Origin of the sequence: Kitasatospora sp. NPDC096147 (assembly GCF_044763225.1) — a bacterium.
Taxonomy (GTDB): domain Bacteria; phylum Actinomycetota; class Actinomycetes; order Streptomycetales; family Streptomycetaceae; genus Kitasatospora.
Genome location: NZ_JBIWFX010000001.1, coordinates 127,274 through 146,052 on the forward strand (window position 1 = coordinate 127,274; position 18,779 = coordinate 146,052).

The window sequence follows — 18,779 nt, forward strand, 5'->3', positions numbered from 1 at the left end:
GATGGCCGTCGAACTCCCCGAACCCCTCCAGTGGGTACTCCTCCTGCTGGCCGGCTGCCGTTGGCCGGAGGCCGACGAGGACCTGCTCCGCAACATGGCCGAGCGCTGCCGCCAGGCCGCCTCCGACCTGACGGACGCCACGGAGAGTTCGAACGCCACGATCGGGCGGGCCCTCGAAGGACAGCACGGCGTGGCCGCCGAGGCGCTGGCCGCCTACTGGGCCAAGTTCGCCACCGGCAAGGGCACCCAGGAGGAGCCCGGCTACCTGCCCGGTGCCGTCAACTCGCTCAACGGCATGGGCGACATGCTGGAGACGATGGCCAACTCCGCCGAGACCGCGAAGATCCAGATCATCGCCCAACTCGGCATCCTGGCCTTCGAGATCGCCACCGCCGAGGCCGAGGCCCCGTTCACGGCGGGTGCCTCGCTGCTCCAGGTGCCGGTGATGGTCGGGATCAGCCGCACCGTGGTCACCACCATCCTGAAGACCCTGCTCAAGGAAATGATCGAGATGGCGGCCAAGCAGGCCGCCCAGATGGCCGCGATCAACCTGCTCGCCCAGGGCATCCAGATCGCCGAGGGCCACCGCAAGGGCCTCGACATGAAGGAGCTCGGCCAGAACGCGCTGGGCGGCGCGGTGGGCGGCGCCTCCGGTCACCTGATCGGCAAGGGCATCGGCGGCGCGGGCGCCAAGATGGGCGCCGAGCGGGCCCTCAACTCGACGGTCGGCAAGATGGCCACCGGTGCGGCGGTGGGCGTCGGCGCGGACGTCTCCACCCAGCTGATCACCACCGGCAAGGTGGACGGCGAGTCGCTGCTCGGCTCCGGCCTCTCCGGCGGCGCGGGCGCGGGCCTGCACGCGGGTGCGTCCGCCTTCAAGGGGCACATGAACGCCCCGAAGGGCGCCGACCTGCCGAACCTCGACACGGCGGGCACGGGCTCGCGGTCGCTGGACGGCGACGACGGGCAGCCGACCTTCTCCAAGCCCACCCCCCGTTCGGCGGAGGGCAGTTACCAGGGTCCGGGCGGCGAGGGCGGCGGAGGTGGCGGGGGCTCCACCAGCCGCTCGCTCGACGGCGGCGGCAGCAGCAACCATGGCGGCGGCTCGACCAGCCGCTCCCTCGGCGGCGACGACGGCGGCACCGTCGGCGGCGGCTCCAACTCCGCCACCGGCTCCGGCTCCCGCTCGCTCGGCGGCGCCGAGGGCGGTGCCGGTCCCCGGTCCAGCACCGACTCCGGCCCCGGTGAGTCCCGGGTCAACGGCCTGACGCCGTTCGGCTCCGGCCGGCCGGCCGAGGCACCGTCACCGACCGCCTCCCGCGGGGACTTCGGCGCCACCACGCCCACCGACCACGGGCCCACCGCGCGCTCCCTGGACACCTCCGGCCAGCGCTCCGACAGCGGCGAGTCCTCCGCCGTCCGCCCCGCAGTGCCCCGGCAGGACAGCCCCGTCACCGGGCACGAGCCGGTGGCCACCACCCCGGTGACCCCGCGCGAGCAGGCCCAGGTCCACGAGCCCACGCCCGTACGCAGCACCACCCCCGAGTTCACGCCCCGTCAGGAGCAGCCCACCCACCAGGCGGCCACCCCGACGGTGTCCCACGAACCGACAGCCCGCAGCACCACCCCCGAGTTCACCCCCCGCCAGGAACAACCCGTCCACCAGGCGGCCACCCCGACGGTGTCCCACGAACCGACGGTCCGCCAGGAACAGCCCACCGTCCACGAGTCGGTGACCACCCGTCCGGACAGCGGCGGGGTGCCCCCGCGCGAGCAGACGCCGTCGCCCGAGCCCGCGCAGGCCCGGAGCACTCCCGAGAGCGCCCCGCGCCAGGAGCAGCCGGCCCACCAGGCGCCCGCGCCCACGGTGTCCCACGAACCGACGGTCCGCCAGGAACAGCCCACCCTCCACGAGTCACCGGCACCGCGCAGCGCTCCGCCCCAGGAGCACACCCCCGTGGTGGAGCGGAGTGGCAACGAGACCGCGCCGCGCCAGGCACCGCCCGCCGACACCGGCAGCGTCGGCGGCTCCCGGCCCGCGTCGCCCGTCCACGAGCCCCCGGCTCCGGTCACCACCTCGCAGGCGAACGTGCCCTCCCGCGACTCCGTGATGGAGCCGTCCGGGCCGCTCTCCCAGCAGGGCGGTCCGGGGCCGATGCCCAGCCTCACCGGGATGCTCGGCGGTGGCGCACCGGGTCACACCACCCTGGACGGCGGCACCCGGATCGCCGGTGGTCAGTCCACCGTCCGCAGCGAACCGGAAGCGGTGGTGACCGGCCGGACCACGTCCGAGTCGGCCCCGGCGCCGACCCCGACGCCGCAGAACCCGGTCGGTGGCACTCCCCCGGTCCCGGGCGGTTTCGTCCCCGGCCCGGTCGGCGGGACCCACGGCACCCCCACCCCGAGCGGCGGCGGCAGCCGGCCCAACACGCCCGCCCCGGCGCCGAAGCCGCCCACCGCGCAGCCGAGCACCTCCACCACCACCGGCGGTGGCACCCTGCGACCGAACGCCGGCCGGGACGAGGGCAGCGCCCGTCCGCCGCGTCGGACCGCCCCGACGGACGATCAGGTCTTCGACGGCTTCCGCGAGTTCATGGGCCGGGTGGACGGCGACGGCACCCCCACTCCCGAAAGCGTGCCCCCGAAGCCCGCCGACACCACGACCGCAACCACCACGGCCACGACCGCCACGCCGCCCGTGCGCCCCCCGAGCACCGACGAGATCTTCCCGGTGCCCGGCAACCGGGTGCCCGTCACCGGCGACGGCCTCTGCCTGCTCAACTCCCTTGCGGTCAGCGCCCCGGGGCTGCCCGGCACCCAGGGAGCCGGCGCGGTCAGCCCGGCCCGCCGGCTCCAGACGGCGGTGGACCGGTACTTCACCGACACGCCGCCGGCCGACTGGCCGTCCGAGGTGCTGGCCAACTACCGCAACCACCAGCTCGGCCGGAACGACCTCACCGCCAACGACCTGCTCAACTACCTGCCGCGCGACGTCCGGGACGGCTACGCCGGAATGCCGATCGCCGACCTGCGGGAGATCGTCGGCGACCACCTGAACCACAACACCCCGCCGCCGACCCCGCGCGAGCAGGCCGCGCTGATGGGGACCATCCGTGACTGGCGCAACCGCTGGCTGACCACCGAAGGCGAGATGCTGCCGGCCGCTGCCGCCCACGCGCTCGACCTGCGGATGCGGGTGGTCGACCACGACGGGATCACCCTCGCGGTCTTCGGCCCGCCGGACGGTCAGCAGGTGACGGTCTATCACCGGGGCAACCACTACGACGGCAGCGAGCCGGTCGTCCCCGTCCCGCCGGCCCACCCGACGCCGAACGTCACCCCCGAGGGGTCCACGACCCCGGCCCCGGCGGTGAAGACGGAGGAGCCCACGGCTCCCAAGGACCCGGCCCAGCAGAAGAAGGCCGAGGAGCCCACCGCGCCGAAGGACCCGGCGACCGGGAAGAAGGCCGAGGAGCCCACTCCGGAGGTCAAGTCCGAGGAGAAGAAGGCCGAGGAACCGACCCCGGAGGTCAAGTCCGAGGAGAAGAAGGCCGAAGAGCCCACCCCCGAGGTCAAGTCCGAAGAACCGACCCCCGAGGTCAAGTCCGAGGAGCCGACTCCGCCGAAGGGCGACCCCGAGGTCAAGCCCGAGCCGCCCGCAAAGGAGGCCGCTGGCCCCCGGCCAATCGCGGGCAACGACCTGGTGGTCGGGCTCACCGGCAACGAGGCGGCCGTCCGGCAGAAGGTCATCGACGTCCTCACCGGTGTGGTGCCGGGCGACCGGGCCGCCGCCCGGGCCTTCGCCGACGCGCACTTCGGGCCGGCCACCCTGCGCCCGATGCTCAGCGCCCTCTCCCGGGGCGAGACCTGGACCGTCCCGCTGGACGGCAACGGCTTCAGCGGCAGCATCAAGCTCCGTGGCGAGGTCACCGAATCCACCCACCTGCGCACCGAGAAGATCGAGTTCGAGAACGGCGCCGACCGCACCGTCGCGCTCGGCGGCGGGCGGGACAGCCAGTGGCAGTCCAACATCGGGGTACTGGCCCGCCAGTCCGCCACCGGGGTCGAAGGCGCCGAGCTGGCCGCCTACTACCACGACCGGGGCCAGGGCGAGGTCAACCTCGACCTCGGCGGGATGGTGGCCCGCTCCAAGACCTCGGAGCCCGCCGACCTGTTCGAGACCAAGATGAAGCTGGAGCTCGACTTCGGCTCGCTCCGCCACGACCACCAGCCCGTCACGACCGCCCCCACCGGCGAGCACACGGCGGCGGTGGACCTCAGCCTGAACGTCGCGGTGCCGCAGCGCCCCGAGGGCGACGCGGTGGGCGAGCTCCGGACGCCGCCGCAGCGGCTGCTGGACGGCCGGGTCGGCGGTCAGGAGATCGTCCTCGACCTCTCCCCGCACGGCGGCCCGGACGGGAAGCAGCCCGTCGAGGCGCTGCTCGGCCAGGTCGAGAAGGCCGCGCAGCAGGAGTTCGGCAAGGACTGGCCCGCCATGCGGGAGAAGGTCCTCTCGGAGGTCGACTTCGGCCGCCTCCAGCGGGACCTGAAGTCGATGACCGCGGGCGAGCCGACCACCGTCACGCTCACCGACCGGCGCGGGAAGACCCTCGGCACCGTCGAGATCAACGCCAGGGTCGGCGAGCTGAAGCAGACCGGCACCACCAAGGAGACCGAGTTCAACATCGGCACCACCGTCCAGCAGGTCCGCAGCACCGCGAGCAACAAGGGCCACGCCGGTCAGTTCGGCCTCACCGGCGCGCTGCGGCCGGGGCCCGCGATCCTGGGCCTCGGCGGTGCCGGGCGGCTCGGCAAGGACCAGGTGCAGATCTCCGGTGACAGCCGGACCTCCCAGCTGACCAGCAAGTCGAAGGTGCCGGGCGTCCGTTACGAGGGCCCGGTGCACTTCGAGATGACCTTCAACGGGAAGGCCGAGACCCACCAGGCCGGCACGGCGGACGTCAAGCTCCTGGTGGACAAGGCCGACACCACCGCGCCCGAGCCGAAGGCCGAACCCAAGCCGGAACCCACCACCGAGAGCACGACCGACCCCAAGACCGACCCCAAAGCCGAGCCCACGACCGAGCCCACGACCGACGAGTCCGCACCCCCGCCGCCGCCCGCCACCCACGAGGTGACCAGCCCGCCCGCCTCGGTCTGGGACGGCGGCACTGACCGGGGCGGCCTCGGCGAGACCGTCGTGGTCCGCGACCTGGAGAGCACCGCCGCCCTGCGCAAGGCGGTGGACGCCCAGGGCCGGGAGCGGTTCGGCAAGGACTGGGACTCCGTCAGGGACCAGGTGCTCCAGGGCTTCAGCCAGCCCAACCTGGCCGCCAAGCTCACCGCCATGACCCGGGGCGAGCCGCTCCAGATCAAGGTCCCGGGCCGGGAGGACCTGGTGGTCACCGCCACCGCCCGGGTCGAGTCGATGACCTTCCGCCGCGAGGACGGCAAGGCCGAGCTCAACCCCGTCAACGAGACCGGCGCGTTCAGCGTGGACCGCCGACTGCTGTCCCGCACCGCCCTGGTGAACGGCCAGGCGGGCGGCACCGTCGCCAAGGCCGTCCCGGGAGCGCCCGGCGCCGACCTGCTGGGCACCGTGAACGGGCAGCAGCGCGAGCGGGCCGGCGCCCAGGGCCGCCAGGCCGACCGGGTGTTCGCCAACGGCAAGTACTCGGCGCCGCAGGTGATCTACGGTGCCGAGCTCTCCGTCGACATCCACTTCGGCAAGCCCGGCGAGAGCGCCGGCGGCAAGTCCGACACCTCCGCCCCGCTCAAGGTCGAGGTGGGGATGGACGCCCGGGACACCGTCAAGGTGCAGGCACCGCGCTCCGACGACGGGACGGTGGCCTTCCAGCGGCCCGCCGCCGACCCCGCCCCCGCAGGACGTGACGGTGCGTCGGACCGGGGTGGTGACCACGGCGGCGACCGCACCGGGGTCGAGCTCCCCCGGCCGGACGCCACCCACACCGCGCCGCCCCGGATGCTCGACCGGGGCGAGCTGAACGCCTCCTACGTCGTGCACAGCCTGGGCGGCGCCGACAAGGTGCGCACCGAGGTGGAGGGGGCGATCACCTCCAAGTACGGCAAGCCCTCCGAGGAGATGCAGCAGAAGCTGGACGCCACCTTCGACCGGGTCGCGCTCAAGACCCAGCTCTCCCAGCTGACCCGGGGCGGGAAGATCACCGAAACGGTCTCGGGCACCACCTGGAAGGCCGAAGTCACCGTCACCGCACGGGTGTCGGACGCCACCTACCACTCCAAGGCCGACAAGTACGAGTTCGAGTCCGGCACCCGCACCTCGCGCGGCCACGGACAGCTGCGGGACGGCCGCGAGCGCTTCGACGGCGGCGGGCTGCTCCGGATGAAGGCCCCGATCGTGGACGTGGCCGGCGGCTACACCTACCGGATGGACCGCACCTACGGGCACGGCGCCGAGACCGTCGGCTCGGCCTCGAACCGGGGCAAGCACGTCGAGCCCGCCGTCTTCTTCGACGCGCACACCACCTACGACGTGAAGGTGGAGTTCACCCGGCTCGGGGTGAACGACGGCTCGCACACCCAGCAGGTCGAGACGGTGGCCCGGGTGGCCGTCCCGACCCGCGACGCCGTGCCGGTCGGCGGGCCGGTCGAGCGGACCACCGACGCGCAGCCCAAGGGCTTCGTGGAGGGCCGCCGGCTCGACTCCTCGGCCATCGTCACCGACGTCCACGCTCTCCCCGCCCCGACCCCGGCCGCTCCCTCCCCGTCGAAGTCCGGCACCGATCCCGACCCGGCCCCCGGCCCGCGTCCGACCCTCGGCGACTCGATCCTCGGCGAGCTCGACAAGGGTGGGAAGGGCGCCAAGAGCGGCAAGGACTCCAACCCCTTCGGCAGCGACCGGGACGGCATCCACCGCAAGCTGGAGCAGGAGCTGACGCCCGACAAGCTCCAGGCCCGCCTCAAGGGCATGACCGCGGGCGACGAGATCGTGGTGCGCCACGGCCGCACCACCGTCCGGGTCGGCGCCGTGCTCCGCGACACCATGGAGCACCTGGGCGACACCGGCACCACCGAGTTCAACACCGGCACCGAGGTCCAGCGCTCCTTCGCCGACACCTCCGGCACCGCGCACGGCCACCAGGGCCTGCTGGGCGTCACGGCGGCGGTGCCGATCCCCAACACCCCCGTCTCGGTGACGGCCGGTCTGACCGGGACCGGCGGACGGGCCCAGGAGCACACCGAGACCGCCAACAGCAGCACCTCGGCCGGTGCGGCCACCAAGGCCAAGCTGCCGGGCAGTGCCTACCGGGGCGAGGCGGAGCTTCAGTTCACCATCACCCGGCGGCCGTTGATCGGGGCCTCGACCGTCGAGATGCGCACCGCCCCGATCGGCTTCGAGACCATCGTGGAGACCGGCGAGACGGTGCCCGTCCCCACCAAGGCCACTGACGACCCGTCGGCCCCGGCCTCGACCCCCGCGCCGACCTCGACCCCGGCGCCTGCGCAGCCGCCCCGGACGCTTGCCCCGGAGGCACCCGCGACCACCGAGGTGCGGGTGCCGCCGGAGCGGGTCTGGGAGGGCGGCCTGCGCGACGGCGACGTGCTGCGCCACCTCGGCGACGTCGGCGGCGTGCAGGACCTGGCGCGGCTGCGCGGGCCGGAGTTCTTCGGCCGCTCGGAGTGGGAGAAGATGGAGCCGGTGGTCGGGGCGGCGACCTCGCACAGCCAGCTCTCCGCGCTCTTCACCACCGCGAGCCAGGGCACCGAGGTGTCGGCCTCCGTCCCGACCAAGCGGGTGACACTGGGCGGCGGCAAGGGCGTCGAGGTCGGGGTGAAGATCGTCTCGCTGGAGCACCGGGACACCGACAAGGCCAACGAGTCCAGCCCGTCCAACTCCGCCTCCTCCGGCACCGTGCACTCCGAGCCGGTGGCGAAGAACGCCGGCGCGCAGGCCGCGGTCGGCGCCCGGATCACCGGGGACACCACCCACAACCCGGCGCTGACCGGCGGGGCGCAGCGGTTCTGGCGCGAGGGCGGCATCCACGGCGACTCCGGGCAGATCGTCGCCAACGGCAAGTACCCGGTGCCGATGGCCCGGTACCACGGGGCCGCCGAGATGGCGGTGACCTTCTTCGACGGGAAGCAGCAGCCGGTCACCGAGACCGGCGTCGTCCCCTTCACCGTGGACATCCCGCTCGCCGACACCACCAAGGTCGACCTGCCGGGTGACCAGTACCTGGCCTTCACCCCGGACAGCCACGGGGGCGAGTTGCGCTCCTCCGAGGGGTCCGGGCTGCTGGACGGCGTGCACCGCTCGCTCTCCGGCGGCGACGCGCCGTTCGACCACACCACCGCCACGCCCGCCGAGCGCGAGCAGTTGGCGGGCACCGTCCGGGTCGGCCGGGCCGCCTTCGGTGCGGAGTTCACCCCGGGCACCGAGGCCGGTGACGCCCACGTCAAGGCCACCGGCCGGCTGGTGGAGCTCGCCGGAGGCTCCTCCACCGCCACCTCCGCACTGCTCGGTGACCTGCTCGGCGCACCGCAGGGCGACCCGCTGACGGCCGATCAGCTCCGCTCGGTGATCGACTACGTGGAGCGAAAGCAAGCGGACGGCCCGGTCACCCTGGACGACCTGGTGGCCGGGGCGAAGGACGGCTTCCCCGACCACGACCCGTACGAGAGCCACCGCGAGACCTGGACCGACCACGGGCCGGCCAACGAACTGGTCACCGCCGCGATGGCCGAGGCGGCAGCCGCCGCCCGTCCGCTGCTCGAATCCGGCCTGCCGCCGGTCGGCAAGCTCTACCTCACCGTCTCCGGCGAGGGCGCCGGCCTGCCGCTGCGCCAGGAGTTCGACCTGAACGGCGACCCGGCCCAGCAGCTCGGCGCCATCGAGCAGTCCACCTACCTCGGCCCGGGCACCCGCCCCACCGAGGTCGGCGTCCGCCTCGCCGCCGACCCCTCCTCCGGCCACGCCTGGGACTACCGCATCACCGCCCGCCCCGAGGGCAGCCGCGAACTGACGATCCGCCACCACCCCCTCCCGGAGGCCACCCCCGACGACGACCCGCTCCGCACCGCCACCACCGCCGGCCGGACCGCCGCCACCGACTTCGCCACCACCCGGGGCACCGCCCCGGCCCCCGTCGGCGCCTGAGGTGGGCGCACCGACGGGGCCACCGTCAGGGGGCATCTCCCGTACGCGATATATCGGGTGCGGGAGTTCCGGTCCGGGTGATACAAGATCACCGTGACTGAACACCTTCACTTCTCCACCCTGCTGCGGATGATCGACGAGCGGTCCGCCGCGTTCCGCTCCGCCGTCGCCGCGGCCCCCGACCTCGGCGCCGACGTCCCGTCCTGTCCCGGCTGGACGCTGTACGACCTGGCGAACCACCTCAGCGAGGGGGACCGCTTCTGGGCCCACATCGTGCGGGACACCGCGCCGGGCGACGAGCGGCCGACCAAGGACGGGCTGGCGGCGCCGAGGGACCGCGAGGCCCTCCAGGCCTGGCTGGCCGACTCGACCGAGCAGCTGCTCACCGCGCTGCGCGAGGCCGGCCCGGACCGGGGCTGCTGGGCCTGGTGGGAGCCGCTGGCCTCGCCGCACACCGTGGCCGCCGCAGCCCGCCGCCGCGTCCCGGAGTCGATGATCCACACCTACGACGCCCAACTGGCCTCCGGCGCCCCGCAGGAGCTGCCGCCGACCGAAGCGGCCGACGCCGTCGAGGAGTTCCTCGCTACCGTCTGCACCGTCACGGCCCCGTGGCCGGGCGAGCCCGCCACCATGGACTACCACGCCACCGGAGCCGGCTCCTGGCGCCAGACGCTGGACGCCGCCGGCTCCCGCTTCACCCGCCTCAGCGCGACGGAGCCCGCCCCGGACGAGCCGACCGCCGCCGTCCACGGCACGGCGAGCGAGATCGCCCTGCTGATGTACATGCGCATCCCCGCCGACTCGCTCCGGGTCGAGGGCGATGCCGGCCTGATCCAGCGGCTGCAGGAGTGGGACTGAGGCGACGTCACACCCGGAGGCCGGCGGGCACGGCCGCCCCGGAAGCGGCCTGACCGTCGCCCCCGGACCGCCTCGGTGACCGGAGCCCGGCCGGCCCGACCGCTCAACCGCAGGACGGGCCGGCGGCGGTCCCCGGTCCCCCGGCCGGGCGGCCGACGGGTGCCGACGGACTCGCGCCCACCCGCTGCCGGACTCCGGCCTGCCGCCGGGTCAGGAGTTCGACCTGAACGGCGACCCCGCCCGCCGGCTCGGCGCCATCGAGCAGTCCACCGCGGCCCGCCCACCGAGGTCGGCGTCCGCCTCGCCGCCGACCCCTCCCCGGGCCAGGCCCGGGACTGCCGCATCACCGCCCGCCCCGAAGACAGCCGCGAACTGACGATCCACCACCCCCTCCCGGACGGCAAGGCCGGACCGGGGCGGCCGGACCGGGGCGGTCGGGTGCGGACCGCACCGGTCGGGCCGGCCCGTTGGTATCCTCCGGTGCTCGGTCCGTTCGAGTCATCGGGGGAACAGATGGGCCAACCGCCGTACCAGCCACCGCCGTTCAATCCGTACAACCAGGCTCCGCTGCCGCCACCGCCCGCGCCGGGGTGGCTGCCGCCGCAGCCGCAGGCGAGGAGGGCCAATCCGGTCGGTGCGTTCTTCCTCGCGCTGGTGGGGTCCTTCGTCGTCACGGGGCTCTACTGCGCGGTCATCTGGCTCAGCTACCAGGAGTTGACCCCGGACTGGGGGAACCTGCTCTACCTGGTGCACGCCGTGGTCAACGGAGCCGTCGTCGGCCTGCTGACCGGACTGGTGGGCCGCGACAGCGGCGGTGCCCGGGTCGCGGCGGCGGTGATCGCAGCGCTCGGCGCGTTCTTCGCCGTCGTCGACAGCATCCTGCTGGTGGTCCTCGACAGCGCGGGGATGCACGGCCTGGAGTCCTACCTGAGGTACGACCGGCTGGGACCGGTGAAGGCTTGGTGGGGGGCCCACGGCGACACCGAGTGGCTCGCGGTCCTCGGCCTGGTGCTCGCCGCCTCCGCCGCCTGGCTGCTCGCCTACCTGGTCGGCCGCAGGCGCCGCTGACCTCCGCTGCTCCCCGCCGCCCTCCCCGGGTGCCCGGCGTGTCAGTGGTGAGGGCGATCCTGTGCGGCATGGACGACGACACCTTCTGGGCCCTCATGGACGCGCTGAGCAGCCGCCCCGGCGACCGACCGGAGCGGCTGGACTGGCTGCGCGGGGAGCTGCGGCAGGCGCCGCCCGAGGAGGCGGTGGAGTTCCAGGCCCGCCTGGAGGCCGCGTGCGCGGCCGTGGCGACGGACGCCCTGTGGCGGGCGGTGCGCCGGATCGAGGGCGGCCTCTGCTCCGACGACGGCTTCGACTACTTCGCGCTCTGGCTGGTGGGCCAGGGGCGGGAGACGTACCGCGCGGTGCTCGCCGATCCCGACGCCCTGGCCGACGTGGCCGAGGTACGGGCCCTGGTGGGCCGTCACCTGCGCGAGTGGCACGACGACGAGTGGCCGGAGTGGGAGGAGCTCGACTACGTGGCCCAGGAGGTGTTCGAAGAACTGACGGACCGGCAGGACGACGGCCTGGAAGCGTTCCTCGACGCCCTGGACGCCGTCCAGGAGGCATGGGAGGAGGCCGAGGAGGAGGGCGCGACCGTCACGACGGCCGGCACGCCGAGGCTCGACGCCCTCTTCCCTGCTGCGGCGGCCGGTCCGTGACCGATGCCCGGGCGCATCGCGGTACCCGTCAGCGGCGGCGCCACTGGCGGGCGATCAGCCAGACCAGGTAGAGGCCGCCGACCACACCGGTGAGCACGCCGACCGGGAGCTGGGTGGGAGCCAGCAGCCGCTGGGCGGCCAGGTCGCTGAGGGCGAGCAGGACGGCGCCGAGCAGGGCGGAGCCGAGCAGGTTCGGTCCGGTGGCGCGGGTGAGGCGGCGGACGGCCTGCGGGGCGATCAGGGCGACGAACGGGATCGGGCCGGCCGCGGCGGTGGCGGCGGCGGTGAGGCCGACGCCGACCAGGACGACGGCGGCCCGGACGGGCTCCGCGCGGATGCCGAGGGCGGTGGCGGTGTCGTCGCCCATCTCCAGCAGCCGCAGCGAGCGGCCGAGCACCAGGGCGGCCGGCAGCAGCACGACCAGGACCACGGCCAGCGGGCCGCAGTGCTCCCAACCCCGGGCGTTCAGCGAGCCGGTGAGCCAGACGGCGGCGCTCTGGGCGTCGCTGAACGAGGCCCGGGCGATCAGGTAGGCGTTCAGCGAGGCGAGCAGCGAGCTGACGCCGATGCCGATCAGGACCAGGCGGTAGCTCTGGGCGCCGCCCTTGCGGGCCAGCAGGTAGACCGCGACGGAGGTGACCAGGCCGCCGACCACCGCGCCGCCGGCCACCGTCGCCGCGCTGCCGCCGATCACCAGGATGACGGCCAGCGCGCCGGTGGCCGAGCCGACGGTGAAGCCGATCACGTCGGGGCTGCCCAGCGGGTTGCGGGCCAGGGTCTGGAACAGCGAGCCGGCCAGCCCGAGGGCGGCGCCGACCAGCAGGGCGGTGAGCACCCGGGGCAACCGCAGCTCGGTGACGATGTACCGGGTGCCCTTCGGACCGGAGCCGAGCAGCGCATCGACCACGCCGGAGGCCGGGACGGGGAAGTCACCGATGCTCAACGCCCAGACGGTGCAGGCCAGCAGAGCGGCCGTCAGCAGCAGGCAGACCAGCACGGCGCGCGGGTGCAGCCGGAGCGAGTGGCCGCCGGGGAGGCGGAGCGCGCGCAGCGGGGTGGGGGTCTTCGCGGGGGCGGCCTTCACGGGAGCGGCCTCCGGGGGTGCGGCCTCGAGGGTCGTGGTGTTCACAGCTGGGCGATCCTCCGGCCCCGGACCAGGGCGATGAAGAGCGGGGCGCCGAGGAAGGCGGTGACCACGCCGACCTGGAGCTCGGCGGGGTGCAGGACGAGCCGGCCGAGGATGTCGGAGCCGAGCAGCAGGACGGGGGCGAAGACGGCGGAGAGCAGCAGCACCCAGCGCTGGTCGGCCCCGGCCACGTGGCGGGCCAGGTGCGGGACGGCCAGGCCGATGAAGGCGATCGGGCCGACGGCGGCGGTGGCCGCGCCGCAGAGCAGGGTGATGGCGAGCAGGCTGAGCAGCCGGGTGCGCAGCGGCCGGGCGCCGAGTGCCTGGCCGGTCTCGTCGCCGAGCGCGAGGGCGTTCAGCGAGCGGGCCAGGAACAGGGTGATCAGCGTGCCGACCGCGAGGAAGGGCAGGACCTGGCGGAGCACCGAGGAGTCGACCCCGCCGAGGGTGCCGACCTGCCAGAACCGGAAGCGGTTCAGGGTCAGCGGGTCGAGCAGGATCAGGCCGTTGACGAAGGCGGTGAGCACGGCGGTGACGGCGGTGCCGGCCAGCGCGAGGCGGGCCGGGGTGGCGGAGGCCCGCCCGCCGGAGCCGAGCAGCTGCACGACCAGGGCGGCGATCCCGGCTCCGGCCAGGGCGAACCAGACGAAGGAGTTGAAGCCCCGCAGCCCGAACAGCGCGGTGCCGGCCGCCACCGCCGCCGCCGCTCCGCCGTTGACGCCGAGCAGGCCGGGGTCGGCCAGCGGGTTGCGGGTGACGGCCTGCATCAGGGTGCCGGCCAGGCCGAGCGCGACGCCGACCACCACGGCCAGCAGGGTGCGCGGGATGCGGGCGTGGTGGACCACGATCCAGTCCTCGTCGGTGGGCTGACGGTGCAGCAGCACGTCGAGGACCCGGGCGGGCGGCACCCAGCGGGCGCCGACCGCGATCCCCGCCAGGGTCAGCAGGACCAGCAGGACCAGGCCGCCGAGCAGCCAGCCGACCCGCCGTCCGGTCGACTGCCCTCGCCGGACGGCCTCGGCCCGCCGGGGCGGGGTCGGGGCGGTGAGGGTCTCGGTGCTCATGCGGGTCCTAGAGGAGGTGCCGGGCGGAACGGAGCAGGAAGGAACGGAGCGGGGCGGGGTGGACGGCTCAGGCGTGCTGGTGCTCGTCGTCCTCGTGGTGGTCGTGGTTGGCGGTGCCGCGCTTCCAGTAGCCGTCCACGTCGACCTGCTGCTTCAGCAGGCCCCGGTCGTTGCGCAGGTGACGGCGGATCGGCTTGAGGGTGTTGGCCTCACCGGCCACCCAGCAGTAGCCCATGCCCTCGGGGAGGACGGCGGCGCGGATGGCCTGCTCCAGCAGGTCGGTGGTGCCGGCCTGGGCGGAGCCCCGGTGCACCCAGGTCATGGTGAGGTCGGTGGCGGTCTCGAAGACCTGCTCGTCCTCGGGGCCGGGCACCTCGGCGAAGGCGATCACCTTGACGCCGGCCGGCAGCATCTCGATCCAGCGGGCCAGGGCCGGCAGCGCGGTCTCCTCGGCGGCCAGCAGGTACCAGTCGTGGACGAAGTCGATGACCTCGGAGCCGCGCGGGCCGAAGACGCCGAGCTTCATGCCCGGCTGGGCCTGCGCCGCCCAGGTGGAGCCGACGCCGGTGCCGTGCAGCACCATGTCGATGTCCAACTCCTGCTCCGCCCGCCGGTAGTGACGGATGGTGTAGTCGCGGGTCAGCGGCTCGGACATGCCCTCGGGGGCGTCCACCCAGGTGTCGTCCACCACGACCGGCTCGACCGGGACGGTGGCGCCCTCCTCGGCGAAGCAGAGCTTCACGTGGTCGGTGGGCTGCTGCTCGCAGAAGCCCTCCAGGGCCTCGCCGGCGAAGGTGACCCGCACCGTGCCGGGGGTCACCCGGACCACCTGCTTCACTTCCAGGAAGCGGTACTTGAGCGGGTGCCGGACGATCCGCAGCTTGGGCGGGACGGTCACGGCGGGCTCGGCGGAGGCGATGGTCATCTTCGGCCCGTTCGGTGCAGGCGTACGCCGGCCCGCACGGGGCGGACCGGCGTACGAGGTACGGAGGCGATCAGTTCGATTAGGTTAGCCTAACCTTGGACTCCAAGACCAGCCGCAGCCGACGACTCGTCAGCGACCACCCGCCCGCCGTCCATCCGCACCACGCGGGGCAGTCGGGCGATGGTCTCCGGCCGGTGCGCGATCACGATCAGCGTGCAGTCCGCCCGCAGCTCGTCCAGCGCGTGCTCCAGCCGGGCCGCGGTGGCCGGGTCGATGTCGGCGGTGGCCTCGTCCAGCACCAGCACCGCCGGATCGGCCAGCACCGCCCGGACCAGGCCGAGGATCTGACGCTCCCCCGCCGACAGGTTCCCGCCGCGCTGGCCGACCTCGGCGTCGAGGCCGCCGGGCAGGTCGGCGATCCAGTCGGCCAGGCCCAGGTGCTCGACCGTCCGCTCGATCTGCGCCCGGGTCGGCTCGCCCTGCACCAGGGCGAGGTTCTCCGCCACCGTGCCGGTGACCATCCGGACCTCCTGCGGCACCAGCACCACCCGGCGCCGGAGTTCGGCCTCGGGCACCTCGCGCAGGTCGGTGCCGCCGAAGCTCACCGTGCCGCCGTCCGGCTGGTAGAGGCCGCAGAGCAGCTTGGAGAGGGTGGTCTTGCCGGAGCCGGTCTCGCCGACCACGCCCGTCCGGCTGCCGGCCGGGAAGGCCAGCGAGACGGCGTGCAGGGTCTGCCGGTCGGAGCGGTAGTGGTAGTCCAGCGCCTCGCAGCGCAGCTCGCCGTGGTCCGGCAGGGAGGCGGTGCCGGTCCGGCCCGACGGGGCGGTGGCGTCCAGCAGTTCGAGCAGCCGGGCCAGGCCGGTCTTGGCGCCCTGCACCTCGCCGACCAGCTGGGAGAGCTCGGTGAAGGAGTCGAAGAGGTTGCGGCTGGCCACCACGAAGACCACCACGGTGCCGATGGTCAGGGCGTCCTGGGTGACCATCCAGCCGCCGACCGCCAGCAGCACCACCATCGCCACGCCCTCGACCAGCGAGACCAGGTCGATCCGGTTCTCCACCAGCAGCGCCCGCCGGGCGGCGGTGACGGCGTGCGCGTTCTCCCGGTCGAAGCGCTTGGTCCAGCCGGTCAGGCCGCGCGAGGTCTGCAGCGCCTCACGGGCCGTCAGGGTCTCGCTGAAGGTGGCCGCGACGGCCGCCTCGGCGCCCGCCTTGCCGCCGAACGCGGCGCCCGCGTCGCGCTGGAACCAGCGCGTCACCAGCAGGGTGAGCGGCAGGAAGACGGCCAGCTGCACCAGCAGCATCAGCCAGGAGTAGCCGAGCAGCAGCACCAGGGTGAAGACCAGGGTGGCGCCGGAGGAGACCAGGTTGCGCAGGTGCAGCCGGACGAAGGCGGCCAGCGCGGCCACCTCGCCGGTGGCCCGGCGCAGCAGTTCGCCGCTGCGGTGGGTCTCCAGGAAGCGCAGCGGAGCGGTGGCGAGGTTCTCCACCGCCTGCTCGCGCAGCGTGCGGACCACCTCCTCACCGGACTTGATGAGCAGCAGCTCGCCGGCCCGGGCCAGCGCCAGCTGCGCCACCGCGAGCACCACCAGAAGCGCCACCGCGATGCCCAGCACCCGGCGGTCGCCGTCCAGCAGGGCGTCGGTGGCCAGGCCGATCAGCGGGGCGACGGCCACCAGCGCGGCCGAGTCGGCCAGGCCGACGCCGACCGCGACGCCCAGCTTGGTGCGGTGCGGGCGCAGGTACGGCGCCGCGCGGCGGAGCACCTGCTTCTGGTCGGCCTCGTCCTTGAGCACGGTCTGCTCAGCCACGGGCCACCTCCTCGGTACGGATCTCGGTGCGGGCCTCGGTGCGGGCCTCGGTGCCGTCCTCGGAACGCTCCTCAGCGGCGGAGTTGAGCGGGGCGTGCAGGGTGACCACCCGGTCGGCGGCGCCCAGCACGGCCGACCGGTGGGTGCAGAACACCACCGTGCGGTCGGCGGCCCACTCCCGCAGGCGCTCCAGCACCAGCTTCTCGGTGGTGGTGTCCAGGGCCGAGGTGGAGTCGTCCAGCAGCAGCACCTTCGGGTCGCCGAGCAGCGCCCGGGCGATCGCCAGGCGCTGGACCTGACCGCCCGACAGGGCGGTGCCGCCCTCGCCGAGTTCGGTGGCGTAGCCGTCCGGCATGGCGGCCAGCTGGTCGTGGATGCCGGCCGTGCGGCAGGCCTCGATCAGCGCCTCCTCGGGGAGGTCCCGGCCCAGCCGCAGGTTGTCGGCGACCGTGCCCGAGAGCAGCACGGGGCGCTGGGCCACGTACGCGATCCGGCCCCGGACCTCGTCCAGGGCGGCCTCCCGCAGGTCGGTCCCGCCGTAGGCGACGGTGCCGGTGGCCGGGTCGTCCAGCCGGACCAGCAGGCGCAGCAGGGTGGACTTGCCGGAGCCGGTGGCGCCGTCCAGGGCGAGGAACTCGCCGTGCGCGACGGTCAGGTCGAGCGGGGCGAGCACCGTGCGGCCGTCCCGCTCGGCGCTCACGCCGGTCAGGGTGAGCGCGCCGTCGGCGGGCAGCGCCTTCGCGGTGCCGGGGGCGGGCTCGACCACGGTGGGGAGGATGGAGAGCGCCTCGTCGATCCGGGCGGCGGCCACGTCGGCCTGGCCGCGCTCCAGCAGGCGGTCCACCAGGACCCGGGTGGCCAGCGTGACGATGGCCATCCAGGAGGAGAAGGCGACCAGCCCACCGACCGTCAGGGAGCCGTCCAGCACGGCGAGACCGCCGATGCCGACGCCGGCCGCCACCGCGATCCGCGGGACGAACGGCGCCACGGCGGCCCAGCTGGCCTCGATCCGGGCGGCGGTGACGGTGCGGTCCTTGACCTCGGCGCTGACCACGTGGTGACGGTCCACCAGGGGGCGGTGGCCGCCGGTGCCGCGCAGACCGGTGCCGACCTGGAGCAGGTCGGCCACCGCGTCGGCCCGGTCGCCGTGCGCCTTGGAGAGCTCACCGCTGGCGGCGGCGAAGCGCTTGGGGAAGTAGAGGTTGACCCAGACCAGGAACGGCAGGGTGGCCAGGGTGACCAGCAGCAGGCTGAGGTCGAGGGCGGCCAGCGCGGGCAGCACGACCACGAAGGTGGTGCCCAGCACCACCCAGATCGCCAGGCCGTGCACCCACTCGCGGACCAGGTCGGTGTCCCGGGTGGCCCGCATCGCCAGGTCGCCGTGGCCGCGCGAGGCGAGCGCGCCCCGGTCCAGCGAGGAGAGGTGACGCAGCAGGCGCGAGCGCAGGTCGGCGCCGACCTTGCAGTCCGCGTAGGCGGAGAGGAACTGCCAGCCGAACAGCCCGGCGAACTGCACCAGGGTGGTGGCCAGGGTGGCCAGGCTCCAGAACAGCAGCGCGCCGCTGTCGTCCTTGGTCAGGCCCTCGTCCAGCGCCCGCTGGACGCACCAGGGCACCGCCAGCAGGGCGAGCTGGCGGATCGCGGCGGCCACCATCGCGGCGGCCACCAGGCCCCGGTGCGGGCGCAGCGAGGCGCGCAGCAGTGCGCGGGCCCGGCGGCGGCGCTCGGGTGAGAGCGCGGCGGGGTCCAGGTCCTCGTCGGCGAGGTCCTCGGCGGTCAGTCCTCCGGTGTCGGCCGGGGCGATCTGATCGGTGCTCAACTGGTGTCCGTCTGTTCGGGAGCCGGTGCGTGGTGCGGGCTCGGTACGGGGCGGGGGCGGTGAGCCCCGGTGGACTCACCGCCCCCGGGTGCCGGGCGTCAGGAGGCGGCGGCCTCGGTGCGGGCGACCAGGCTGGCCGGGCGCATGTCGGTCCAGTTCGCGTCCACGTAGTCGGAGCAGCCCTGGCGGCTGTCCTCGCCGTGGACGACCGTCCAGCCGGCCGGGATCTCGGCGAAGGCCGGCCACAGCGAGTGCTGGTTCTCCTCGTTGACCAGCACGAAGTACTGGGCGGCGTCGTCCTCGAAGGGGTTGGTCGAGCTCATCGGGTGCT

Annotated in this window: 10 protein-coding genes; 4 read left to right on the forward strand and 6 right to left on the reverse strand. The window is 74.4% G+C overall.

Features of this window, described 5'->3' with window-relative positions:
- Position 1 precedes the first annotated feature (1 nt).
- The 4 genes from ACIRBX_RS00600 (at position 2) to ACIRBX_RS00615 (ending at position 11,706) form a co-directional block, all read left to right on the forward strand.
- Entirely contained in the window at positions 2-9,139 is a 9,138-nt protein-coding gene (locus ACIRBX_RS00600) for a hypothetical protein (protein WP_402292880.1), read from the forward strand.
- 93 nt (positions 9,140-9,232) lie between these two features.
- Positions 9,233-9,997: a maleylpyruvate isomerase family mycothiol-dependent enzyme gene (locus ACIRBX_RS00605; RefSeq protein ID WP_402292881.1), complete on the forward strand. Its 765-nt coding sequence runs from the start codon at positions 9,233-9,235 to the stop codon at positions 9,995-9,997.
- A 513-nt stretch (positions 9,998-10,510) separates the two neighbouring features.
- Positions 10,511-11,065, forward strand: coding sequence for a hypothetical protein (locus tag ACIRBX_RS00610; RefSeq protein ID WP_402292882.1), 555 nt, complete (start codon positions 10,511-10,513; stop codon positions 11,063-11,065).
- Positions 11,066-11,133: 68 nt separating this feature from the next.
- Positions 11,134-11,706, forward strand: a complete 573-nt coding sequence (locus ACIRBX_RS00615) for a DUF4240 domain-containing protein (protein WP_402292883.1) — start codon at positions 11,134-11,136, stop codon at positions 11,704-11,706.
- Positions 11,707-11,734: 28 nt separating this feature from the next.
- On the opposite strand, the gene ACIRBX_RS00620 is transcribed toward ACIRBX_RS00615, so the two are convergent.
- From ACIRBX_RS00620 to ACIRBX_RS00645, 6 genes are all read right to left on the reverse strand, one after another.
- Entirely contained in the window at positions 11,735-12,835 is a 1,101-nt protein-coding gene (locus ACIRBX_RS00620) for a FecCD family ABC transporter permease (RefSeq protein ID WP_402292885.1), read from the reverse strand.
- Complete coding sequence (locus ACIRBX_RS00625) at positions 12,832-13,896, reverse strand: FecCD family ABC transporter permease (protein ID WP_402292886.1); 1,065 nt, start codon at positions 13,894-13,896, stop codon at positions 12,832-12,834. Before ACIRBX_RS00625 ends, ACIRBX_RS00620 begins: the two co-directional genes overlap by 4 nt.
- A gap of 67 nt (positions 13,897-13,963) precedes the next feature.
- Positions 13,964-14,821, reverse strand: a complete 858-nt coding sequence (locus tag ACIRBX_RS00630; protein ID WP_402292887.1) for a siderophore-interacting protein — start codon at positions 14,819-14,821, stop codon at positions 13,964-13,966.
- Positions 14,822-14,910: 89 nt separating this feature from the next.
- Entirely contained in the window at positions 14,911-16,629 is a 1,719-nt protein-coding gene (locus ACIRBX_RS00635; protein ID WP_402292888.1) for an ABC transporter ATP-binding protein, read from the reverse strand.
- Positions 16,622-18,448 carry an ABC transporter ATP-binding protein gene (locus ACIRBX_RS00640; RefSeq protein ID WP_402292889.1) on the reverse strand — a complete coding sequence of 609 codons (1,827 nt, stop codon included), beginning with the start codon at positions 18,446-18,448 and terminating at the stop codon, positions 16,622-16,624. The genes ACIRBX_RS00635 and ACIRBX_RS00640 overlap by 8 nt, the downstream gene beginning before the upstream one ends.
- A gap of 98 nt (positions 18,449-18,546) precedes the next feature.
- On the reverse strand, positions 18,547-18,771 hold the full coding sequence (locus ACIRBX_RS00645; protein WP_402292890.1) for an MbtH family protein: 225 nt from the start codon (positions 18,769-18,771) through the stop codon (positions 18,547-18,549).
- Between the last annotated feature and the right edge of the window lie 8 nt (positions 18,772-18,779).